Below are 22,978 nucleotides of genomic sequence, written 5' to 3' on the forward strand. Positions count from 1 at the left end.
ATGCGAATATTAAGTTATATTTACTTTAAAAACATTCGGGATTTGGAGGTTCGTCTATGAAATTTAGACGCAGTGGGAGACTTGTCGATATGACACACTATTTGCTTCATCATCCACATGCGCTCATCCCATTAACTTTTTTCTCTGAACGGTACGAATCAGCTAAATCCTCCATTAGCGAGGATTTAGTGATCATAAAGCAAACCTTTGAGCAACAAGGGATCGGAACTTTAATCACAACCCCAGGCGCAGCTGGCGGTGTCAAATTTATTCCGAAGGTGACGAGGGACGAAGCAAATGGAATTATTCAAAGACTGTGCGAGAAAGTCTCAGACCCCAGCCGGCTTTTACCTGGAGGTTATTTATATTTAACAGATTTACTGGGAAATCCAAAAATGATGAATCAAATCGGGCGTTTATTTGCTTCGGTTTTTGCGAATCGTACAATTGATGTCGTCATGACTGTAGCTACGAAAGGGATCCCAATTGCTTATGCAGTTGCCAGCTATTTGGATGTTCCCTTTGTCATCGTTCGCCGTGACAATAAAGTGACAGAAGGGCCGATGGTAAGCATTAATTATGTTTCAGGCTCTTCGAAAAGAATCCAAACTATGACGCTTGCAAAGAGGAGCTTAAAAGAAGGATCGAATGTGTTAATTGTTGACGACTTTATGAAGGCCGGAGGAACGATCAACGGCATGATCAGCATGCTGTCTGAATTTGGCGCAAATGTTTCAGGAATTGGGGTTCTTGTGGAATCAGAAAGCGTGGATGAACGGCTTGTAAATGAATATATTTCCATTTTAAAACTTTCCGATATGAATGAAAAGGAACGATCCATACAAGTTAGTAAAGGAAATTATTTCGATTTCCTCTAGCATAAAAATAATGAATCGTAAGGGAGTGTTTCAAAATGAAAGTCGTTTCAACAAAAAAGGCTCCGGCTGCAATCGGACCATACTCTCAAGGAATTATTGTGAATAACATGTTTTATAGCTCTGGACAAATTCCTTTAACCCCTGAAGGAAACTTGGTACAAGGAGATATTAAAGAACAGACTCACCAAGTTTTCGCGAATTTAAAGGGTGTATTGGAAGAAGCAGGAGCTTCGTTGGAAACTGTTGTCAAAGTAACCGCATTTTTAAAAGATATGAACGATTTTGCTGCTTTTAATGAAGTATATGGGGAATATTTTCAAACGCATAAGCCTGCTCGGTCATGTGTGGAAGTTGCAAGACTTCCGAAAGATGTCCTCGTTGAAATTGAAGTGATTGCTTTAGTTAAATAAAAGGTTGATTGTTCAGGATCCGTTTTGCGAATCGGATCCTTTTTTATGTGCGCCCGGCATGTACATGAACTATAGGGTGTAAGTCCCGAACCCCGAAGGCAGAAGTAGAGGTTAGCTCAACGAAAGGGTGTCCGTGGTGACGCGGAATCTGAAGGAAGCTGGAGGCAAAACACCGGTCCGAGGAACACGAACCTCATATAAGGCTAGGTATGATTGAGTGAGTTTGCATAACAAAACAAAGCTCTTTCTGTCGAAGGTCATATCGAGTAAATGAGGCGGATAGATGGTGTGAAAGTGCATGTACTTACCCGGGGAGGTCTGGCGGATAGGTGAAATACTCTTCATAACCTACTTAGTGATAAGTAGCTGAACCGTCAGAAGTCAGCAGAGGTCATAGTATTAGTTGGTCTAGAACAACTAAGAAGGACCGAACAATTAAGAGAGAATAGCCCTTGGCATTCAGTGAGTCATGATGAACACAGGAAACGTAGTACCTCACTTGAGGGAGGAAGCGGTGAATCCCGTGGGAGACCTCTTGGAGGGTGGAGTGACCACTGGCATAAAGAGAACAGCTATTCACGGAAGTTATAAAGACTTGCGTCAATTATCTTAATTGAACCGCCGTATACGGAACCGTACGTACGGTGGTGTGAGAGGACGGGAGTTAATCGCTCCCTCCTACTCGATTTTTTTATTTTTCCCAAAAATTTTTTGTGTGAAAAGAAGGAAAATTAAAAAATCCGTTGAATTGTTGAATTATGGTTACTAAAGTTTTTGCGAAGAAAAAGGTGGTGAACAGGATGGAAGTGACAGATGTAAGATTGCGCCGCGTCAATACAGAAGGTCGGATGAGAGCGATTGCGTCCATAACGTTGGATAATGAATTTGTCGTCCACGATATACGTGTAATTGACGGAAATAACGGCCTTTTTGTAGCAATGCCTAGTAAACGTACACCGGATGGAGAGTTTCGAGACATTGCACATCCTATTAATTCAAATACTCGCGGTAAAATTCAAGACGCTGTTCTAGCTGAATATCACCGTTTAGGTGAGACGGAAGATTTTGAATATGAAGAAGCAGGGGCTTCATAAAAATATGATGTAAAAGAAGGGGCTTAAAGCATTCAGCTTAAGACCCTTTCTTTTTTAAGTCTCTGTTCAGTAATACGATTTAGTAAGCGTTTGCGAAAAAAATAGATGGCCTCCTTTGTTTTTCTTACATACTCAATTGTTATGCAGTTATTGATCATCAAGTCTGATGGTTGTATAGGAAATGGTATTTGTTTCAAAAATTAATGTTCATACATCGGCATTTGAAAAAACGAAGAAATGCAGAGCTGTAAATCGTAAATCAACTTCTTTGAACAACAATGCATCCAAGTATAGCCTTCTACGTTCAGCCACCGTCAGAAAATCTGGTTCATCGAAAGGAAGCAATCGAATGAATCAAAAAAGCTTTCGGCAATGTTGTTCTGCTGAAATGAATTTTTTTGTGTTAAGGCCTCCAATCAAACGTTCTTTTCCTACTTGTTATTTTCGTCAAAGTATCAAAACCGGCCTTTAGAAAAGAGGGAAGAAACATATAATTTAGGGCTTCCTCGTAGATTTTTAATAAAATTCCTATCCTATTTCTGTACCTTTTTCGAGAAAAATAGAGTGAAACGGAAATTTACGGAATCACACAAGATTTCTTGAAATAGAACATTATTTAAGATAAGATTTTTATGGATAAAAAGGGTATTGGAGGCCTATAAATGGAGAAATGTTTTGCAGTCATCTTAGCAGCCGGGCAAGGAACAAGGATGAAATCAAAGCTCTATAAAGTGCTGCATCCTGTTTGCGGTAAACCTATGGTTCAGCATGTAATAGACAATGTTTCCAAGCTTCAAGTTGACGAAATCATTACCGTCGTCGGTCATGGTGCGGAAAAAGTAAAATCAGAGCTCGGCGAACAGACATTGTATGTTTTGCAGGAGCAGCAGCTTGGAACTGCTCACGCTGTTTTGCAGGCGGCTCAATATCTTGAGGGGAAAGAAGGAACGACAATTGTTGTTTGTGGCGATACGCCGCTGATCACCAGCGAGACGTTTGAAAAATTGTTAAAGCATCATCTGGAAACGAAAGCAAAAGCCACCATTCTGACAGCAGAATCGGATGATCCGACTGGATATGGACGAGTGATCCGCAATGAAGAAGGGCTGGTTGAAAAAATAGTTGAGCATAAAGATGCTACAGAAAGTGAACGTCTTGTGACAGAAATTAATACGGGAACTTATTGCTTTGATAACGCTTCCTTATTTGAAGCTTTAAAGCATGTCAATAATGACAATGCACAAGGCGAATATTATTTGCCGGATGTAATTGAGATTTTGAAGGAAAAAGGTGAAATCATTTCAGCGTTTCAAACAGATTCTTTTGAAGAAACGTTAGGGGTAAACGACCGCATAGCGCTTTCGCAAGCGGAGCTTATTATGAAAAGGCGAATCAATCAAAAGCATATGAAAAACGGAGTTACAATTGTCGATCCTGATAATACATATATATCAGTAGATGCAGAGATCGGACAAGATACTGTCATTTATCCGGGTACAGTCATTATCGGTAAAACGGTCATCGGAGAGGAATGTGAAATCGGTCCCAACTCCGAAATTAAAGATTGTCAAATTGGCCATAATACGAACATCCGTCATTCTGTTGTTCATGACAGTCAGATCGGAAATCAAGTTAACATCGGTCCGTTCGCACACATTCGCCCAGCCTCCGTTATTGACGATGGAGTAAAAATTGGGAATTTTGTCGAAGTCAAAAAATCTAAAATTGGAAAAGAATCGAAAGCATCCCATTTAAGCTATATTGGAGATGCAGAAGTTGGGAATGGGGTGAATCTTGGCTGCGGTTCGATAACAGTTAACTATGACGGGAAAAATAAATATTTAACGAAAATCGAAGACGGAGCCTTTATTGGATGTAATTCAAACCTTATTGCGCCGGTTACGATTGGCGAAGGAGCATATGTAGCAGCCGGATCAACTATTACAGATGACGTCCCTGGCAGCGCATTATCGATTGCAAGGGCTCGTCAAGTGAATAAAGAGAGATACGTCATCGAAAAAATGAATGGTAAAAAATCGTAATTTGGAGGGTCCCTTTACAATGACAAAAAATCGTTATAAAGACGAAAATTTAAAAATCTTTTCTTTAAACTCAAACGCAGCCCTTGCCAGGGAGATCGCGGATATAGTAGGAGTCGATTTGGGAAAAAGTTCGGTTACGAGATTTAGTGACGGGGAGATTCAAATTAATATTGAAGAAAGCATTCGCGGCTGCGATGTATACGTGATCCAATCGACAAGTGATCCAGTCAATGAGCATTTAATGGAATTGCTCATTATGATTGATGCGCTTAAACGTGCATCTGCCAAAACCATTAATATTGTTATGCCATACTATGGTTATGCGCGGCAGGATCGGAAAGCACGTGCAAGAGAACCTATTACTGCTAAGCTTGTTGCAAATTTATTGGAAACTGCAGGCGCGACAAGGATGATTACTCTTGATTTGCATGCGCCGCAAATCCAAGGTTTCTTTGACATTCCTATCGATCACTTAATGGGAGTGCCGATTTTAGCAGATTATTTCTTGGAAAAACGTTTTGATGATATTGTCATTGTTTCTCCTGATCATGGCGGTGTGACGAGAACACGAAAAATGGCAGATCGGCTGAAGGCGCCAATTGCCATAATCGATAAGCGCCGTCCTAAGCCAAATATGGTTGAAGTTATGAACATTGTTGGGAATGTCGAAGGCAAAACAGCCATTTTAATTGATGATATCATCGATACAGCAGGAACGATTACGCTTGCGGCAAATGCTCTAGTAGAGCATGGGGCAAGGGAAGTTTATGCCTGCTGTACACATCCGGTGTTGTCTGGACCTGCGATAGAACGAATTCAAAACTCGAAGATTAAAGAGTTAGTCGTAACGAATTCAATCGCTTTGCCGGAAGAGAAAAAAATTGAAAAGCTAATTCAGCTTTCTGTCGCTTCATTGCTAAGTGAAGCGATCATCCGTGTTCATGAAAAACAATCGGTCAGCGTGCTTTTTGACTAATATTTTGTCTTTGACTTTTAAACGATTTTAGCAGATTATAATATTATAGGGATCTTCTTTGCGAGTTGTGAGTTGATTATTTCTTTCATTAGCATGTTTAGACTTTGTGATGATGGGAAACCAATAGTAGTAAGAAGGCTTTTTTCGAATTGAGTTATTAGAAAAAAAGTCTGAAAGAAAGGGGATTACCATGACAGCAGTCATACATGCAAAAGAAAGAAAATCATTTACCAATTCGTCAAGAAGAAAAGCTAGAAAGCAAGGACAAATTCCTGCCGTAATTTACGGAAAAAAACAAGAGAACAAAGCGATTTTAGTGAGCGAATCGGAATTGTTAAAAATTTTGCGCGAACAAGGGCGCAATGCGATGTTGAACATTCAGCTTGACGGCGAAAACCATCAGGCCCTCCTGTACGAACTGCAGCATGACCCAATGAAAAACACGATTATACATGCGGATTTTTATGTTGTCGATATGGATGATGAAGTAGATATCGAAGTACCAATTGTATTAATTGGAGAAGCAAAAGGAGTAAGAGAGGGCGGTGTGCTGCAGCAGACAACACATGAAGTGGAAGTGAGAGCGAAACCTGCTCATATTCCTTCGGCGATTGAAGTTGATGTAACAAATTTAGAAATAGATGGTACAATCCATGTACAAGATATTCAAACAGATGGACAGTTTAAAATTTTAGATGAGCCTGAAACGGTTGTGGCAACCATCCTGCCGCCGGAAAATGAAGAATTGGATACGGCTGATGAGCAAAAAAGTGAAGAGAAGGAAGACGGAGCTGTAGAAGAATAAATTAGGCGTAACCTATTTTGGTTACGTCTTTTATGCTATTAATTGTCATCTCACTATCATAAAAAAATTGGGGGACATTTCATGAAAGTAATAGCAGGCCTTGGCAATCCTGGAAAAAAATACGAACAAACTAGACATAACGTTGGGTTTATGGTAATTGATGAATTATCAAAGCGTTTAAACATATCTTTAAATGAAAGCAAATTTAACGGGATATACGGTATCGGGCATTTTTCAAATGAAAAGATATTATTGATAAAACCGCTTACATTTATGAATTTATCGGGTGAATGCATTCGTCCTTTACTGAATTATTACAATGTCCCAACTGAACAGTTGGTTGTAATATATGACGATTTAGATTTGCCTGTAGGCAAGATTCGCCTTAGAATGAAAGGGAGTGCTGGTGGTCACAACGGAATGAAATCTATCATTCAGCATTTAGGTTCGGAAGATTTTAAACGGATTCGAATTGGGATTGGCCGTCCGAAACACGCGATGGATATCGTCGACTATGTATTAGGAAAATTTACAGAAGAAGAAATGCACCATATTCAACATTCCGTTGATCGATCGGCTAGTGCATGTGAAAAATGGATACACACGCCATTCTTAGAAGTCATGAACGAATACAATTAACAAAAGTATAAAAATGGCTCCTGCCGTTCATAATAATCATAAAACCTTTCATTCCACAAGTGCAGGAGGTTGGAGGATGGCGCTTCATTATTATTGCCGCCATTGCGGCGTCAAAATTGGTAGCATTGAAAAATCTGTTTTTAGCGTCGATTTAGGATTTCATCATTTAACGAATGAAGAGCGGAAAGAAATGATCGAGTATCTTCCAAACGGTGATATTCATGTCAAAAGTATTTGTGAAGATTGTCAGGAGGCGCTAGAGCGAAATCCCGATTTTCATCAATATGAAAATTTTATACAGTAAAAGCTTTGGAAACTTGATTTCAAAATTTCCAAAGCATTTTTATATTTGTCGAGAGGAGGCTGGAGATTGGAAAGCCTGTATCAATTTTTTTATGCGCAAAACGACTTTCAAGCAGTTGTAGACGGTATAAAAGAAGGTTTGAAAGAACAAATGGTAGCCGGACTTTCTGGCTCAGCAAGGTCTGTATTTATTTCCGCTTTTTACAAAGATATCAAACAACCGATGCTGGTTGTGACTCATAACCTTTATCAAGCTCAGATCATTTATGAAGATTTAAATAATTTACTAGGCGATTCCGTCTATTTGTATCCTGTAAATGAATTGATCGCATCTGAGATCGCAGTCGCAAGTCCAGAGCTAAAAGCACAAAGGATGGAAGTGTTGAATCGTTTATGTAAAGGTGAAAAAAACATCGTTGTAGCCCCCGTTGCTGCATTAAGACGAATGCTCCCACCGAAAGAGTTATGGAAAAGCCATCAGCTTTCTATTTCTGTTGGAGGAACATTTGAATTAAACGAGAAGCTTCCGCATCTTCACTCAATGGGATATGAACGTGTTTCCATGGTGTCTGCTCCTGGGGAATTCAGCGTGCGCGGTGGAATTATTGATATTTATCCTTTAACGGAGGAACATCCTATTCGCATCGAACTATTTGATACGGAAGTAGATTCAATCCGAACGTTCAGTCTTGAAGATCAAAGATCGATTGAAATGATTCAAGAAGTGACAATCGGACCGGCAGAGGAAATCATTTTAACGGACAGCCATTATGAAAAAGGAATGAAGCAGTTAGAAACGGCTTTATCAAGCAGCTTAAAGAAATTGAAAAAAGATGAGCACAAAAATTTATTTATAGAAAATATCCGCTATGATCTGGAAAAATTGCAAAATAGGCAGAAGGATCAGGAGTTCTTTAAATATTTTTCATTCTTTTATGACAAACCTGCTAGTTTGCTAGATTATTTCCCTGCGGATACGGTTATTGTCATTGATGAAGTAAGCCGTGTGCATGAAATGGTTGATCATCTTGAGAATGAAGAAGGAGAATGGTTTACTTCTTTACTGGAACAAGGGAAAATTGTCCATGATGCGAAAGTGTCCCATAAATACTACCAGCTTATACGTGACACATCTTATCCAATTGTTTATTTATCACTGTTTTTGCGGCACGTCCCCTATACAAACCCACAAAATTTAATGAACGTGTCTTGCAAGCAGATGCAAAATTTCCATGGACAAATGCACTTGTTGAAATCAGAAGTTGATCGCTGGATCAAGGCAAATTACACCGTAGTTTTTCTCGGTGCAAATGATGAACGGGCCAAAAGACTTGAACGGGTGCTTGGAGACTATGAGATTGAAGCGGTCATTTCTGATTCAAACCACATTCTGTCAAAGGGGCTGCACATTTTAAAAGGAGATTTACAGACAGGCTTTGAACTTCCTTTAGGACGACTTGCGGTCATAACGGAAGAAGAACTTTTCAAAAAGAGGGTAAAACGAAGACAGCAAAGGCAGAAGCTTTCAAATGCAGAAAGAATTAAAAGCTATTCTGAGCTTGAAGTGGGAGATTATGTCGTACATGTTAATCATGGAATTGGAAAATATCTTGGAATTGAAACTTTAGAAATTAACGGTATACACAAAGACTACCTGCACATTCGTTACCAAGGAAATGACAAACTGTATGTTCCAGTTGAACAAATTGATCAAGTTCAAAAATATGTGGGCACAGAAGGAAAAGAGCCGAAAATTTACAAATTAGGCGGAAACGAATGGAAAAGAGTCAAGAAAAAAGTGGAATCGTCTGTTCAAGATATTGCTGACGATTTAATTAAACTGTATGCTGAGCGGGAAGCAAGCAAAGGCTATGCGTTCAGCCCTGATTCGGAAATGCAAAGGGAGTTTGAAGCAACATTCCCTTATAAAGAAACAGAAGATCAGCTTCGTTCCATTCAAGAGGTGAAAAAGGATATGGAACGGGAGCGGCCGATGGATCGACTTCTTTGCGGAGATGTCGGATATGGGAAAACCGAGGTGGCGATTCGGGCTGCCTTCAAAGCGATTATGGATCAAAAACAAGTTGCCTTTCTTGTTCCGACAACCATTTTAGCGCAGCAGCATTACGAAACGATCAGGGATCGTTTTCAAGATTACCCAATTAACATTGGTGTATTAAGCCGCTTCCGGACGAGAAAAGAGCAGAATGAAACGATTAAAGGCTTGAAAAATGGAACGATCGATTTAGTCATTGGAACACATCGTTTGCTTTCCAAAGATGTTCAATTTAAAGATTTAGGCTTGTTGATTATTGATGAGGAGCAGCGATTTGGAGTTACACATAAAGAAAAAATAAAACAAATGAAAGCAAACATTGATGTGTTAACTTTGACGGCAACTCCGATTCCAAGAACACTCCACATGTCCATGATCGGCGTGCGTGATCTATCAATTATTGAAACTCCTCCAGAAAATCGCTTTCCTGTTCAAACATATGTAGCGGAATATAACCCAATGCTTGTGAAAGAAGCGATCGAACGTGAATTAGCGCGAGGAGGTCAAGTATACGTTTTATATAACCGGGTTGAGGATATCGACCGGAAAGCCAATGAAATCTCTATGCTTGTTCCAGATGCAAGAGTAACCTTTGCACATGGAAAAATGTCTGAAAATGAGCTTGAATCGGTAATATTAAACTTTTTGGATGGCCAATATGACGTGCTTGTCAGCACAACTATTATTGAAACAGGTGTGGACATTCCGAATGTAAATACATTGATTGTTTATGACGCCGATAAAATGGGGCTTTCTCAGCTCTATCAATTGCGCGGGCGTGTCGGTCGTTCCAATCGTGTCGCTTACGCATATTTTACTTACCGGAAGGACAAAGTTTTATCAGAAGTTGCTGAAAAACGATTGCAGGCCATTAAAGAATTTACTGAATTAGGTTCAGGTTTTAAAATTGCGATGCGTGATTTGGCCATTCGGGGAGCCGGTAATTTGTTAGGTCCTCAACAGCATGGCTTCATTGATTCGGTAGGTTTTGATTTATATTCCCAAATGCTGAAGGAAGCGATCGAACAACGGAAAGGTGAACAGCCAAAAGAGACAAAAAGGGAAGTTGAAATTGAGCTTGAATTAGATGCCTACATTCCGCAGTCTTACATTGATGATGGAAAACAAAAGATTGACATGTACAAAAGGTTTAGAGGCATCGAAACGTTTGATGATTTACAGGAACTGCATGAAGAATTATTGGACAGATTTGGCGAGTATCCAAAGGAAGTAGACTTTTTGTTTAAAGTAGCGAAGCTAAAGTTATATGCACGGCAAGAAAAAGTCGAAGCCATTAAACAAACGAAAGATCTTATCACGATTCTTATTTCAGAGGAAGCAAGCAGCTCCTTTGACGGACAAAAATTGTTCGAGCTAACGGATGAATTCGGTCGCATAGTCGGGTTTGGCATGGAAGGAAAAAGGCTGAAATTAACATTGCAAATTCATAATTTAGAAACTGAAAAATGGCTGTCTATTTTAATGAAGCTGTTGGCAGGCTTAAAAGACGCAAAGAAAGAAGAAGTTTCTGCCGGCTAATATTGAAAGCAGGGTTAAAATGGAAATGCTGGCAATGGGCTTTTAAGCAGTGTTTGGAAAAAATTCGCTTTCATCATGTATATTACGTGGTTAGTGAAGGATACTAATTTCAACGATGGTGATTGTTCCAAAAATGGAAAAAGGGCAATCGCTACTTTACTAATCTTTAGATGAAAGTGAGGCAGCATAAGATGAAAGCAACTGGTATCGTTCGACGGATTGATGATTTAGGCCGTGTAGTCATTCCTAAAGAAATTCGAAGAACATTGCGTATCCGTGAAGGCGACCCATTAGAAATTTTCGTTGACCGAGATGGTGAAGTAATACTGAAAAAATACTCCCCAATCAGTGAATTGAGTGATTTTGCGAAAGAATATGCTGAAGCGTTATTCGATAGCTTAAACAGCCCCGTTCTCATATGTGATCGTGATGCTATTATTGCTGTTTCCGGAGTTTCGAAAAAAGAGTATTTGAATAAAAATATAAGCGAGCTGCTGGAACGGGTGATGGATGAACGGCAATCGGTTTTCATTTCAGAAGAAGAAGAAATTGAAATCGCTGATGGTGTAACTGAACGAGTAAAATCTTATTGCATTGGACCGATCATTGCAAACGGTGATCCTATCGGGGCTGTTGTCATATTTTCGAATGAGCAGCCTTTAACAGAAGTAGAAAGTAAGGCAGTTGAGACAGCCGCTAGTTTTTTGGCAAGACAAATGGAACAATAAAGGGAATAATACTTTTTTACTTCTTCCACAAGCAGACTGTCTCCAACACCATGTTAATAAAAGAGACCACAGAATTCACAACAATTTCTGTGGTCTCTTCTTGTGCGCCCGGCATGGGTGTAATCTATAGGGTGAAAGTCCCGAGCTGCGAAGGCAGAAGTAGCAGTTAGCTTAACGCAAGGGTGTCCGTGGTGACGCGGAATCTGAAGGAAGCGAGCGGCAAACTTTAAGGTCTCTCGGAACACGAACTTCATATGAGGCTAGGTATCACTGGGTGAGTTTGCAAGACAAAACAAAGCCCTTTCTGCCGAAGGTGATACAGAGTAAATGAAGCAGATGGATGGAAGGAAAGATTACACTCTTACCCGGGGAGGTCTGGCTGGCACGCCAAGTAACCTTGGTAACCTATCTAGTGATAGATAGCTGAACAGTCAGAAGTCAGCAGAGGTCATAGTATTAGTTGGTCTAGAACAACTAAGAAGGACCGAACAATTAAGAGAGAATAGCCCTTGGCATTCAGTGAGTCATGATGAACACAGAAAACGTAGTACCTCACTTGAGGGAGGAAGCGGTGAATCCCGTGGGAGATCTCTTGGAGGGTGGAGTGACCACTGGCATAAAGAGAACAGCTATTCACGGAAGTTATAAAGACTTGCGTCAATTATCTTAATTGAACCGCCGTATACGGAACCGTACGTACGGTGGTGTGAGAGGACGGGAGTTAATCGCTCCCTCCTACTCGATTATTTCCACTCTTCACGTATTTAACGAACGACGGCGCTACCTGTTTAAAACATCTTTCGGATGGAAAGCTACAACGTAAAACATGATTGTGTTGGATGGTTTTATTTCCATGATTTTCAAAGTTCATCTATATGATATTTCGACACGGTTTGTTGAAGTTCTGCTTTTCCTCTTTAGGAACAGACTAAAACCTTTTGTTCCTCTAATTCACCTTCTTATTTTGGGGAATTTTTCTAAAATCCTGCCGGTGAATTTGCCAAGAAAGCTCATCACTTCGAAGGGCGGACAGTCAATTCCCTTCACAATAGTCAACAGGATAGCAGGCATTTCATCGCTGTTAAATTTTATTGAGCGTGGCAAGGAGCAGAAAATAAACCTTTCAGGTAAGGTGTCTCTAGTATTGCGATACCACGAAGGTTAAATGGGGTATGTGTTAGGATTTTTTTATTTACGGAACTTATGCCGGAATTTGGACTTAAAAGCCGTGAAGTTTAGCCGAGCACTCTTTTTCTAAAGATTCTCTTTCAGCCGAATGTGGACGAGATTATGTTATAATATGCTGGAAAAAGATGAAGCATGAATTTTGGAAGGAGTAAACGTGTGATTCAAAATGTGCCTCAAGCAAGAACGAACAAATTTTTGCAAGGTGCGGTTTTATTGACGGCTGCTGGAATCATTACGAAAGGATTAAGTGCTATCTACCGAGTTCCTTATCAAAATATTGTAGGGGATATCGGTTTTTATATTTATCAGCAAATATATCCGTTTTTAGCAATTGTCATGGTTTTATCGACAACGGGATTTCCGGTTATTCTGTCAAAGCTGCTGAATGAGTATAGCGATGGCAGCAATTTTAAAAATTTCCGGAAAATATTGGTCGTCTGTTTTTCTTTTTTTGCTTTGATCAGTCTGTTTTCGTTCACGAGCTTGTTTTTAGGAGCTGACAAGCTTGCCCGTTGGATGGGTGATCCGAAACTGGCGCTTTTATTAAAAGCGGCTGCATGTTCGTTTCTGTTTTTTCCATTTATTTCAATGCTAAGAGGCGTTTTTCAAAGCTGCCATGAAATGCTGCCGCTATCTTTGTCGCAAATCGTTGAACAAGCTATACGGGTCGGTGCTTTTTTATCGATCACTTGCTTTTTCGTTTATAATGGATTCGATCTTTATGAAACAGTTGCCGGCGCCATTTTTAGCTCCCTCATTGGATATATCGGGGCGTTTATGCTTTTGCTTGTATATTGGAAAAAAAGAGTGCCGTTACTGCTTTCCCGCTCATCGCAAGAATCGGCTGTATCTGTGAAAAAGATCTTAACCAAATTGCTGATTTATACTGTGACCTTTTGTTTGACGAGCATGCTGATGATTTTTATGCAATTGGCAGATTCATTTCAGCTGTATAAACTGATGGTCAACAGCGGTGCAGATCCTGAAGCAGCGAAAATAACAAAAGGCATATATGATCGGGGACAACCGCTATTGCAGGTAGGCACGGTTGCAGCTACATCTCTCGCATTGTCTCTTGTTCCGCTTATTTCATCGTTTCGGCATAAAGCATTTCAATATATTCAGCAGCATGTCGCCTTATCTTTTAAAATTTGTTTGATTGTCGCCATCGGGGCTACGGCAGGTTTAATTTCCATTATCGAGCAAGTTGATTTCATGCTGTTTGCCGATACAAAAGGGGCGGGCGTATTATCGGTGTTCAGCATTTCGATTTTATTTAGCTCGATTGCGATAACGTCTGCCGGCATTTTGCAAGGAGTTAATGAAACCGTCTGGCCGGCTTTATCTGTTTTAGCCGGAGTAGCCGTGAAAATCTTACTCAATGAATGCTTCATTCCGTTTTTCCATACATACGGGGCGGCATTGGCGACTGTTTGCGGATATGGGGTCGTGTGCTTGTTGAATCTAGCGGTTTTAAATCGGAAAAAATATAAGTTAACTTCTTTCAAGGCTGTATGGAAAATGATTGGCTCTGCTGCTGTCATGTTTTTATCGATCAAGCTTTACTTTTTTCTATTCGATTTTTTTATATCAGACGAAACGCGTATGAGCGCTTCCATTCAATCATTGACAGCTGTCGTTTTCGGAGCGGCTGTGTATATGTTTTTCATCATCCAATCAGCCATTTTTACAGGGAAGGAAATAGAGAGCTTGCCTTTTAAAAATAAACTGGTTTGTTTGATCAGTGCATGGAAAGAGAGGAAGGAAAATGGATAAGCAAATTACGATTGTTGGCCTGGGCGCGGGGGATGTCGATCAGCTGCCGCTAGGGGTTTTTAAAATTTTGACCTCCAGCCTGCCGCTATTTGTAAGAACAGAGGATCATCCTGTTTTAAGTGAAATTAAAGACGAAATTGGCTCGTTTCAGTCTTTCGATTCCGTTTATGAAATGTTTGATCAATTTGAAGATGTTTATGCGGAAATTGCAAAAAAACTATTAGAGGAAGCAGAAAAATATCAGCATATCGTATATGCGGTACCTGGACATCCGCTTGTTGCAGAAAAAACCGTTCAGCTTTTACTGAAGGAAATGGAGCAAGGAAAAGTAAATGTGTCGATACAGGGCGGACAATCGTTTTTGGATGCAATGTTTCAAGCTCTGCGCATCGATCCTGTCGAAGGCTTGCAATTCATTGATGCGCAGGATATGAAACGGGAAGAGCTTTCCTTTCGGCAGCATTTGATTATTTGCCAGGTTTATGACAAGATGATTGCATCGGATGTGAAATTGACGTTAATGGAAGACTTGCCGTTCGATTATGAAGTTTACCTCGTAACGGCTGCAGGGAGCAAATACGAGGACATTAAAAAAGTTCGATTATATGAAATGGATAGATGTGTAGAACTGAGCAATTTAACATCGTTATACATCCCGCCGGTCAAGGATGAACAATTGCTGTATCATCGCTTTTCAGCGTTGCGAAACGTCATTCGAACACTTCGCGGGCCAAACGGCTGTCCGTGGGATCGAAAGCAAACCCATCAATCATTAAAGCGGTACTTAATTGAAGAATGCTACGAGCTGATTGAAGCTATTGATGAAAATGATATTGATCATATGATTGAAGAGCTCGGAGACGTTTTGCTTCAGGTGGTGCTTCATGCCCAAATTGGAGATGACGAAGGATTTTTTACCATTGATGATGTGATTCGCATGTTAACAGATAAAATGATCCGCCGCCATCCCCATGTTTTTGGCAATGTCGAGGCACAAAATGCAGAAGAAGCTGTAAAGAGCTGGGAGGAAGCAAAAAAATCTGAAAACAGGAATGAGAGCGAATCACTTTTAGATTCTGTTTCAAAGGCGCTCCCAGCTCTGTCAAAAGCTTATCAATATCAAAGAAAGGCGGCGAAAATCGGTTTCGATTGGCCGGATGTACTGGAAGCTTGGGAGAAGGTGTCAGAAGAACTGCAGGAGTTTAAAAAGGAAATCGATAATGGAGATGGCGGAACGGAAAAAGCAAAAGAAGAGTTCGGCGATATTCTGTTTGCTCTTATTAATGTTGGAAGATTTTACGAAATTGAGCCTGAAGAAGCATTAGTCATGACAAACGAAAAGTTTTCGCGGAGATTTCGGTTTATAGAACAAAAGGCCCGTGATGCTGGGAAAAATTTAAAAAGTATGTCTTTGGCAGAAATGGATCAATATTGGGAAGAGGCTAAAATGAAAGAGGGGGATCGGACATGAGATTAGATAAATTTTTAAAAGTATCGAGGCTGGTGAAAAGACGCACGCTTGCCAAGGAAGTGGCAGATCAAGGAAGAGTGACAATCAACGGGCATCCAGCAAAAGCGAGCTCCAATGTGAAGGTTGGCGACGAACTGTCCATTCAATTTGGACATAAGGTAGTGACAATAAAAATCGAATCTATAAATGAAACAGTAAAGAAGGAAGAGGCAAAAAATCTTTATACCATTTTGAAGGAAGAACAAAGGACAGATTTATAAATCGCTCCCTGTATTGTACAAGGAAACAACAAGGCTTGTTCTAAACCCTGCACATCTTACATAAAAATGTAAAGGGAAGCATCCATTAATTAGAGTGCGGGGGGATGATAATGAGCCAGTATTATGGCGGTAACCATTCACATAAAGAAACCGTGCAGGAGCATAATGTAGTCATGAAGGACCGGAAGCTGTTAGATATTTCTGGCGTGAAGCAGGTGGAAAGCTTTGATAATGAGGAATTTTTGCTTGAGACGGTAATGGGTCCGCTCGCGGTTCGGGGAGAACATTTACAAATGAAAAACTTGGATGTCGATAAAGGCGTCGTATCCATAAAAGGAAAAATTTATGAAGTTTCTTATTTAGATGATTTCAGCTCGGAGAAGGCTAAAGGCATTTTTAGCAAGTTGTTTAAATGACCCTTACCACTCAATTTTACACCATGATTGCGATGATCGGCATGGGCAGTTTTCTAGGCGCCGCACTTGATACTTACAATTTTTTTTTAAAAAGATGGGATCGAAAAAGGTGGGTTGTTTTTTTAAACGATTTAGTATTTTGGGCGGTTCAAGGACTTTTCACTTTTTATGTTCTATTGTATGTAAATCAAGGGGAATTAAGATTTTATGTATTTTTAGCACTTTTATGCGGTTTTGCCGCCTATCAAAGCCTCCTACGGAACGGATACATGACCTGTTTGCGGATTATGATAAAAATCGCTGTTTCTATATACCAATTTTTTGTAAAAATCTTTCTGCTGCTTCTTATCAATCCTATTAAATGGATAGTTCATATGGCGATAGCATGTTCTATGTCTCTTTTACTATTTTTATGGAAGTTTATTAAATGGTCTTCACAACTCTTATTCAAGTTATGTAAAATTTTATTAGCGCCATTACTATGGGGATTGAACATACTTTGGGGAAAAGCTCCTCAACCAATAAAGCAAAAGATGCTGCATTCGAAACAAATCATAGAAGGAATATTCATAAATATAAAGAATATGTTACGTAAGCTGTATCGTTGGTTCCGTTAAATTTAGGAGGGATTGCAGGAATGAGAGAGAAACGAGAGTTGAATGTAGCTATGCTGCAGCAAATAAATGAACCCGGACAAGAAGTTAAAGCTGAGATGAGACAAAGAAGAAAACGAGGGCTAATTCGACGATTAGCTGCATTTGGTATAATGGCTGTTACTTGTATTGCGATTATGGCGTCAACGCTCGTTTCTCAATCAATTGCTATTAATAAGAAGCTTGAAGAAAAAAAACAGCTTGAAACAAAACTGGAGAATTTAAAAGAAGAGGAAAAAGATTTGAAGGCGGAAATCATCAAGCTGAAGGATGAAGAATATATCACAAAGCTTGCAAGAAAAGATTATTTTTTATCTGATGAAGGAGAAGTCATTTTTAATATTCCGGGGAATGAACAGTAATATTGACCCCGTTTTTTTATTTTTGTATAATTAAATAAATTATTTTTAATTTTTTTATGATTTAAGGAGGAGCATTTTTTTTATGTCAATTGAAGTTGGCAGCAAGTTACAAGGTAAAGTAACTGGCATTACGAATTTTGGAGCATTTGTGGAGCTGCCAGGAGGCTCAACAGGACTTGTTCATATTAGTGAAGTTGCTGACAATTACGTGAAAGACATTCATGATCATTTAAAAGTCGGCGATGAGGTTGAAGTCAAGGTTATTAATGTAGAAGAAGACGGAAAAATCGGATTGTCCATCAAAAAGGCAAAAGATCGTCCAAAAAAACATGATCATCGTTCCAAAGAAAGTTTTGAGCAAAAAATGAGCCGCTTTTTAAAAGAGAGCGAGGACCGTCTTGCTTCACTTCGGCGTCACACTGAATCAAGACGAGGAGGGAGAGGAGCAAGAAGAGGGTAACTTGCTGCTGTTAATGTTATAGATGATCGCAGACCGCCACCTGAAGATTCAGGTGGTGTATTTAAATTGTCCGAAAATTATTTTTTTATTTTATTGTTGACGGCTCTCATGTTCATATGTATTATAGAACATGTGCGTATTTTACATGAACATAAAGATGCAGTTGATTTGGCGGCGTAGCTCAGCTGGCTAGAGCGTACGGTTCATACCCGTGAGGTCGGGGGTTCGATTCCCTCCGCCGCTACCAATTGAATATTGGCCCGTTGGTCAAGTGGTTAAGACACCGCCCTTTCACGGCGGTAACACGGGTTCGAATCCCGTACGGGTCATGAGAAGAGGCTCTTTCTTTAAAAGAAAGAGTCTTTTTTTATGGAAAAGTTTAAAATTTTGTATTTATATAGGATAGATAAATTTAATTTTTCACCGATTTCAACAAGTTCCGACTCATGTTTTTCGGCTTTTGCTTTTAAAACGGACCAACACGCTGTTACAATCATCTCTTTGAAATGACGGCGACTCAATGTCTCAATGGGCTGCTCTGTTCCTTTTAAAGATTTGTCGTCTATAACAGAAATCGTCGAAATATTCTTATGAACAATTTCCTCCTTTTGACAAATTCCTTTATGAAAAGCTTGTATAATGACTATCAATTACGGTAGTAGGAGGAGTGTCGCTATAATGGAAAAAGTTGAGAGAAGATTTCTGATACCTTTTGCCAATGTCCAATTGGAAAGAACACAATCACTTCTATGGAGATCTTGGAAAAGAGCGGGGCTGCATTTGCATTCTTTTCTGTTTCACAAAGGGTTTGTTTATGTATTGATCGGGTTTTTGCTGGGGAGAGCTTTTATTTTATCTGAAATTATTCCGTTTGCCCTTCCTTTTTTTGGAGCTGTATGGCTTTTAAAAAGGGACAAGGCATTGCTTGCTGCACTATCACTAATTGCAGGGGCATTCACCATCTCATTGGAATTATGTTTGTTAGTGCTTTCTTCTATATGTATATTTCTTTTGCTTCATAAAATGACTAGTTTTTTCATTAAAACAGATGAAATAAAAATATTGCCTTTTACGATTTTTTCGGGACTTGCTGCCAGCCGCCTTTTATATTCAAAGTTAACTGCAGGATTTATCAGCACGTACGATCTTTTAATGACAGGGGTTGAGGCAGGTCTGTCGATCATCCTGACGTTGATTTTTTTGCAGAGCATCCCGCTTCTTTCAGTGCGGAAATATAAACAAACTTTACGAGTCGAAGAGATTATCTGCTTGATGATTTTGCTTGCGTCCGTCATGACGGGCTTAGTTGGAATCAGTTACCAAAATATACAGGCGGAACATGTTCTTTCACGATATATTGTCCTATTGCTCGCTTTTACCGGAGGTGCAGGCATCGGATGTACAGTTGGTGCTGTAACAGGTTTGGTGCTTAGCCTGGCGAATGTCTCCAATTTGTATCATATGAGCCTACTTGCATTTTCAGGTTTATTGGGAGGTCTGCTAAAGGAAGGACAAAAAGCAGGAGCGTCAGTTGGCCTGATCATTGGCTCACTTTTAATCACGCTATATGGAGAAGGATCGGCTGATGTTTGGACAACCTTATGGGAATCGGGCGCCGCGGTTTTGCTGTTTTTACTGACCCCGAAAAGCTTTACAGAACAGCTGGCAAAGCATATTCCTGGAACAAACGAGCATGTTTTGGAGCAGCAGAAGTATGTTCGAAATATACGTGATATAACTGCTCGGCGGGTTGATCAATTTTCTAACGTTTTTCGGGCATTATCTGAGAGCTTTTCGACTTTTTACCCGGAGGATGGAGAGGATATAGAAAGAGAAACGGATTTATTTTTAAGCAAGATCACCGGACAGACATGCCAAACTTGTTTTAAGAAGGAGAAATGCTGGGTCAACAATTTTGACCAGACATATCAATTAATGAAGCAAGTGATGAATGAAACGAAAGAAAAGACGTATGCAAATAATCGCAGATTGCAGAAAAAGCTTCACAGGCATTGTTCGAAAGCTAATCTAGTGGTCGGGACGATTGAGCAGGAAATGCACTTTTTAGAAGCGAATCGGAAATTAAAAAAGCAAGTGCAAGAAAGCAGAAGATTGGTAGCTGAACAGCTGCTAGGAGTTGCTCAAGTAATGTCCGACTTTTCTCGGGAAATGAAAAAGGAACGGGAACATCATTTTCTGCAGGAAGAGCAAATTTTCTATGCTCTTCAAAACTTCGGTTTAGAAATTGGCCATATTGATATATACAGCCTTGAAAAAGGGAACGTCGATATAGAAATGAGCATTCCGTATTGCGGCGGCCATGGAGAATGTGAAAAAATTATTGCTCCGATGCTTTCCGATATATTAAACGAAATGATCATCGTGAAAAATGAAGAATGTGCAGGTTATCCAAATGGATTTTGCCACGTTGTGTTCGGTTCTGCAAAAGCATACAAAGTGGAAACGGGTGTTGCTCATGCTGCAAAAGGAGGAGGTCTTGTTTCAGGCGACAGCCATTCCATGATTGAATTGGGCGTCGGAAAATTTGCCATAGCCATTAGCGATGGAATGGGGAACGGGGAAAGGGCTCATTTTGAAAGCAATGAAACGATTAAATTGTTGGAAAAAATTCTTCAATCAGGCATTGATGAAAAAATTGCTATCAAAACCATCAACTCTATATTGTCGTTGAGAACGACAGATGAAATTTATGCAACATTAGATTTGTCTATCATTGATTTACAAAGCGCCAATTGCAAATTTATGAAAATCGGATCTACTCCGAGTTTTATTAAACGAGGAAATAAAATTATCAAAATCGAGTCTAGTAATTTGCCGATTGGCATTATCGATGAATTTGAGGTGGACATTGTAGACGAACAGCTAAAAGCAGGAGATTTATTAATTATGATGAGTGACGGAATATTTGAGGGACCAAGGCATGTAGAAAATTATGATTTATGGATGAAAAGAAAAATAAAAGAAATAGAGACAGATGATCCACAAGAAATAGCCGATTTAATTATGGAGGAGGTGATTCGCTCCAGATCGGGGGCAATCGATGACGATATGACGGTTGTGGTGGCTCGAATTAATCATAATACACCGAAATGGGCGGCGATTCCTGTTTCAAATTTTTATAAATCGAAAAAGATAAGCTGATTTTCTGCCATGCTTAGTATAAAACGTTTTCCTTCTGGTGAGGATGGTAATAAATCATTGACCAGGAGGAGGAAAAATGAGAAAAGGGACATTAAAACAAATTTTGTTGTTAACTGACGGATGCTCAAATCATGGTGAAGATCCAATTGCTATGGCGGCTTTAGCTAAGGAGCATGGGATTACTGTCAACGTAATTGGGATTTTAGAAGAGAATGTGATAGATCAAGATGCAATGCAGGAAATAGAAGGAATTGCTGAGGCAGGGGGAGGAGTGAGCCAGGTAGTTTATGCCCATCAGCTTTCACAAACAGTACAGATGGTCACTAGAAAAGCGATGACACAAACATTGCAGGGAGTTGTCAATCGTGAATTAAAGCATATTTTAGGAAAATCAACTTCTATAGAAGAGCTGCCGCCTGAACAGCGTGGTGAAGTTATGGAGGTTGTGGAAGAGCTTGGTGAAACGGTCAATTTAGAAATTTTAATTCTCGTAGATACGAGCGCAAGCATGGGGCCAAAGCTTCCAACGGTAAAAGAAGCGCTTTTTGATTTATCCATTAGCCTAAATTCAAGAATAGGCAATAATCAATATTCGCTGTTTATATTTCCTGGGAAAAGATCAGAAACAGAAATTTTATTGGATTGGACTCCGAAACTGGATTCTTTATCAACCATTTTTCCGAAATTAACGACAGAAGGATTGACACCAACTGGTCCGGCGATAAAAGGAGCTATACAACATTTTAAACAAAAACGCTCATTGAGGGGAATGCTCGATGATGAATACCTCGATGAACAAAGCATGTAAAGTTCTTCCCGGTACCATTATTAAAGGAAAATGGCATGGAAACACGTATCGGATATTAAAAATGCTGGGGTGCGGAGCAACAGGATCGGTTTACCTTATTGAATCCAGTGAAGGGTATGCAGCATTAAAAATAAGTGAAAATAGCATGGGAATCACTTCAGAAGTAAACGTGTTAAAGAGACTGGCCAAGGTCCAAGGTTCGTGCCTTGGGCCTTCTTTGATCGATGTGGACGATTGGTTTAACACAGCTAGCGGAAAGATGCTTCCGTTTTATGTTATGGAGTATGTTAAAGGTGAACATTTTATCCAGTTTATTAAAAATAATGGTGCGATTTGGATTGACGTGCTAATCTTGCAGCTTTTGTCCAATTTGGAGGAGCTTCATCAGTCAGGCTGGGTTTTTGGTGATTTAAAGCCTGACAATCTAATTGTTACAGGACCTCCTCCCAAAATTCGCTGTATTGATGTAGGTGGCACAACGATAAATGGAAGATCCATTAAAGAATTTACAGAGTTTTTTGACAGGGGATACTGGGAATTGGGGACGAGAAAAGCTGAACCGAAGTATGATCTTTTTGCAGTCGGTATGATTATTATCAATGCTGTTTTTCAAAAACGCTTTTCAAAAAAAGGAAACAGTAAGGAGCAATTGATGCAAATCATTAACTCCCATCCTTTTTTAAACGAAAGAAAACAAGTGTTGACGAAAGCTTTATTTGGCTCCTATTCATCCGCTTTGGAAATGAAGCAGGATCTTTTGCATCATGTTTCAAACGCTAATTTGCAAAGAAAGAGAAATGTACAAGCACAATCTAAACCGAAAAGAACAGCTAACAATCGAAAAAGAAAGAAAAAGAAAAGCAAAGGGCTGATCGAAACATTGGTGATCATGGTTTGCCTAGCATTTCTATATTCTTTATATATTTTTGCGACCCTTCTGTAAATGGCTGCT

20 protein-coding genes and 2 tRNA genes are annotated in these 22,978 nt (G+C 39.6%); all 22 read left to right on the forward strand.

Features of this window, described 5'->3' with window-relative positions; all coding sequences use genetic code 11:
• The first annotated feature begins 56 nt into the window (after positions 1-56).
• Positions 57-878 carry a pur operon repressor gene (gene purR, locus NSQ44_RS00265; RefSeq protein ID WP_063387584.1) on the forward strand — a complete coding sequence of 274 codons (822 nt, stop codon included), beginning with the start codon at positions 57-59 and terminating at the stop codon, positions 876-878.
• A gap of 35 nt (positions 879-913) precedes the next feature.
• Complete coding sequence (ridA, locus tag NSQ44_RS00270) at positions 914-1,288, forward strand: 2-iminobutanoate/2-iminopropanoate deaminase (protein WP_063387583.1); 375 nt, start codon at positions 914-916, stop codon at positions 1,286-1,288.
• An 800-nt stretch (positions 1,289-2,088) separates the two neighbouring features.
• Positions 2,089-2,382 (forward strand): septation regulator SpoVG, encoded by a 294-nt coding sequence (gene spoVG, locus NSQ44_RS00275; RefSeq protein ID WP_063387582.1) that lies wholly within the window; start codon positions 2,089-2,091, stop codon positions 2,380-2,382.
• Between the two features lie 662 nt (positions 2,383-3,044).
• Entirely contained in the window at positions 3,045-4,424 is a 1,380-nt protein-coding gene (glmU, locus tag NSQ44_RS00280; RefSeq protein WP_340854389.1) for a bifunctional UDP-N-acetylglucosamine diphosphorylase/glucosamine-1-phosphate N-acetyltransferase GlmU, read from the forward strand.
• A gap of 19 nt (positions 4,425-4,443) precedes the next feature.
• The gene (locus NSQ44_RS00285) at positions 4,444-5,400 is read left to right on the forward strand and encodes a ribose-phosphate diphosphokinase (protein ID WP_327864073.1); all 957 of its coding nucleotides are present in this window, start codon (positions 4,444-4,446) and stop codon (positions 5,398-5,400) included.
• 190 nt (positions 5,401-5,590) lie between these two features.
• Complete coding sequence (locus NSQ44_RS00290; protein WP_327864072.1) at positions 5,591-6,205, forward strand: 50S ribosomal protein L25/general stress protein Ctc; 615 nt, start codon at positions 5,591-5,593, stop codon at positions 6,203-6,205.
• Between the two features lie 81 nt (positions 6,206-6,286).
• A complete protein-coding gene (gene pth / locus NSQ44_RS00295; RefSeq protein WP_063387578.1) occupies positions 6,287-6,844 on the forward strand; it encodes an aminoacyl-tRNA hydrolase in 558 nt (185 codons plus the stop codon).
• Positions 6,845-6,920: 76 nt separating this feature from the next.
• Complete coding sequence (locus tag NSQ44_RS00300) at positions 6,921-7,148, forward strand: anti-sigma-F factor Fin family protein (RefSeq protein ID WP_327864071.1); 228 nt, start codon at positions 6,921-6,923, stop codon at positions 7,146-7,148.
• 66 nt (positions 7,149-7,214) lie between these two features.
• Entirely contained in the window at positions 7,215-10,742 is a 3,528-nt protein-coding gene (gene mfd / locus NSQ44_RS00305; RefSeq protein ID WP_340854391.1) for a transcription-repair coupling factor, read from the forward strand.
• A gap of 191 nt (positions 10,743-10,933) precedes the next feature.
• Complete coding sequence (gene spoVT / locus NSQ44_RS00310) at positions 10,934-11,470, forward strand: stage V sporulation protein T (protein ID WP_327864069.1); 537 nt, start codon at positions 10,934-10,936, stop codon at positions 11,468-11,470.
• Positions 11,471-12,814: 1,344 nt separating this feature from the next.
• Entirely contained in the window at positions 12,815-14,434 is a 1,620-nt protein-coding gene (locus NSQ44_RS00315) for a putative polysaccharide biosynthesis protein (RefSeq protein ID WP_340854393.1), read from the forward strand.
• The gene (gene mazG, locus NSQ44_RS00320) at positions 14,427-15,905 is read left to right on the forward strand and encodes a nucleoside triphosphate pyrophosphohydrolase (protein WP_340854396.1); all 1,479 of its coding nucleotides are present in this window, start codon (positions 14,427-14,429) and stop codon (positions 15,903-15,905) included. Before NSQ44_RS00315 ends, mazG begins: the two co-directional genes overlap by 8 nt.
• A complete protein-coding gene (locus NSQ44_RS00325) occupies positions 15,902-16,165 on the forward strand; it encodes an RNA-binding S4 domain-containing protein (protein WP_063387573.1) in 264 nt (87 codons plus the stop codon). Before mazG ends, NSQ44_RS00325 begins: the two co-directional genes overlap by 4 nt.
• Before the next feature lie 110 nt (positions 16,166-16,275).
• Positions 16,276-16,581, forward strand: coding sequence for a sporulation protein YabP (yabP, locus tag NSQ44_RS00330; protein WP_063387572.1), 306 nt, complete (start codon positions 16,276-16,278; stop codon positions 16,579-16,581).
• A gap of 41 nt (positions 16,582-16,622) precedes the next feature.
• Entirely contained in the window at positions 16,623-17,198 is a 576-nt protein-coding gene (gene yabQ / locus NSQ44_RS00335) for a spore cortex biosynthesis protein YabQ (protein WP_445659518.1), read from the forward strand.
• 20 nt (positions 17,199-17,218) lie between these two features.
• Positions 17,219-17,596: an FtsB family cell division protein gene (locus NSQ44_RS00340; RefSeq protein ID WP_242513787.1), complete on the forward strand. Its 378-nt coding sequence runs from the start codon at positions 17,219-17,221 to the stop codon at positions 17,594-17,596.
• Positions 17,597-17,678: 82 nt separating this feature from the next.
• A complete protein-coding gene (locus NSQ44_RS00345; RefSeq protein WP_063387569.1) occupies positions 17,679-18,056 on the forward strand; it encodes a S1 domain-containing RNA-binding protein in 378 nt (125 codons plus the stop codon).
• Between the two features lie 170 nt (positions 18,057-18,226).
• Positions 18,227-18,303, forward strand: a tRNA-Met gene (locus NSQ44_RS00350).
• A gap of 10 nt (positions 18,304-18,313) precedes the next feature.
• Positions 18,314-18,385 (forward strand) — tRNA-Glu (locus tag NSQ44_RS00355).
• 349 nt (positions 18,386-18,734) lie between these two features.
• Positions 18,735-21,218, forward strand: coding sequence for a stage II sporulation protein E (gene spoIIE, locus NSQ44_RS00360; protein ID WP_340854400.1), 2,484 nt, complete (start codon positions 18,735-18,737; stop codon positions 21,216-21,218).
• 76 nt (positions 21,219-21,294) lie between these two features.
• Positions 21,295-22,026 carry a vWA domain-containing protein gene (locus tag NSQ44_RS00365; RefSeq protein ID WP_066247229.1) on the forward strand — a complete coding sequence of 244 codons (732 nt, stop codon included), beginning with the start codon at positions 21,295-21,297 and terminating at the stop codon, positions 22,024-22,026.
• The gene (locus NSQ44_RS00370) at positions 21,995-22,969 is read left to right on the forward strand and encodes a protein kinase domain-containing protein (protein ID WP_340854402.1); all 975 of its coding nucleotides are present in this window, start codon (positions 21,995-21,997) and stop codon (positions 22,967-22,969) included. The genes NSQ44_RS00365 and NSQ44_RS00370 overlap by 32 nt, the downstream gene beginning before the upstream one ends.
• Positions 22,970-22,978 lie beyond the last annotated feature (9 nt).

The organism is Aeribacillus sp. FSL M8-0254 (genome assembly GCF_038008845.1).
Classification (GTDB): Bacteria; Bacillota; Bacilli; order Bacillales; family Aeribacillaceae; genus Aeribacillus; species Aeribacillus composti.

Bases quoted from the DNA above. Each gene is read 5' to 3' on its own strand.
- purR (WP_063387584.1), top strand. From the start codon at position 57: ATGAAATTTAGACGCAGTGGGAGACTTGTCGATATGACACACTATTTG.
- ridA (WP_063387583.1), top strand. From the start codon at position 914: ATGAAAGTCGTTTCAACAAAAAAGGCTCCGGCTGCAATCGGACCATAC.
- spoVG (WP_063387582.1), top strand. From the start codon at position 2,089: ATGGAAGTGACAGATGTAAGATTGCGCCGCGTCAATACAGAAGGTCGG.
- glmU (WP_340854389.1), top strand. From the start codon at position 3,045: ATGGAGAAATGTTTTGCAGTCATCTTAGCAGCCGGGCAAGGAACAAGG.
- NSQ44_RS00285 (WP_327864073.1), top strand. From the start codon at position 4,444: ATGACAAAAAATCGTTATAAAGACGAAAATTTAAAAATCTTTTCTTTA.
- NSQ44_RS00290 (WP_327864072.1), top strand. From the start codon at position 5,591: ATGACAGCAGTCATACATGCAAAAGAAAGAAAATCATTTACCAATTCG.
- pth (WP_063387578.1), top strand. From the start codon at position 6,287: ATGAAAGTAATAGCAGGCCTTGGCAATCCTGGAAAAAAATACGAACAA.
- NSQ44_RS00300 (WP_327864071.1), top strand. From the start codon at position 6,921: ATGGCGCTTCATTATTATTGCCGCCATTGCGGCGTCAAAATTGGTAGC.
- spoVT (WP_327864069.1), top strand. From the start codon at position 10,934: ATGAAAGCAACTGGTATCGTTCGACGGATTGATGATTTAGGCCGTGTA.
- mazG (WP_340854396.1), top strand. From the start codon at position 14,427: ATGGATAAGCAAATTACGATTGTTGGCCTGGGCGCGGGGGATGTCGAT.
- NSQ44_RS00325 (WP_063387573.1), top strand. From the start codon at position 15,902: ATGAGATTAGATAAATTTTTAAAAGTATCGAGGCTGGTGAAAAGACGC.
- yabP (WP_063387572.1), top strand. From the start codon at position 16,276: ATGAGCCAGTATTATGGCGGTAACCATTCACATAAAGAAACCGTGCAG.
- yabQ (WP_445659518.1), top strand. From the start codon at position 16,623: ATGGGCAGTTTTCTAGGCGCCGCACTTGATACTTACAATTTTTTTTTA.
- NSQ44_RS00340 (WP_242513787.1), top strand. From the start codon at position 17,219: ATGAGAGAGAAACGAGAGTTGAATGTAGCTATGCTGCAGCAAATAAAT.
- NSQ44_RS00345 (WP_063387569.1), top strand. From the start codon at position 17,679: ATGTCAATTGAAGTTGGCAGCAAGTTACAAGGTAAAGTAACTGGCATT.
- spoIIE (WP_340854400.1), top strand. From the start codon at position 18,735: ATGGAAAAAGTTGAGAGAAGATTTCTGATACCTTTTGCCAATGTCCAA.
- NSQ44_RS00365 (WP_066247229.1), top strand. From the start codon at position 21,295: ATGAGAAAAGGGACATTAAAACAAATTTTGTTGTTAACTGACGGATGC.
- NSQ44_RS00370 (WP_340854402.1), top strand. From the start codon at position 21,995: ATGATGAATACCTCGATGAACAAAGCATGTAAAGTTCTTCCCGGTACC.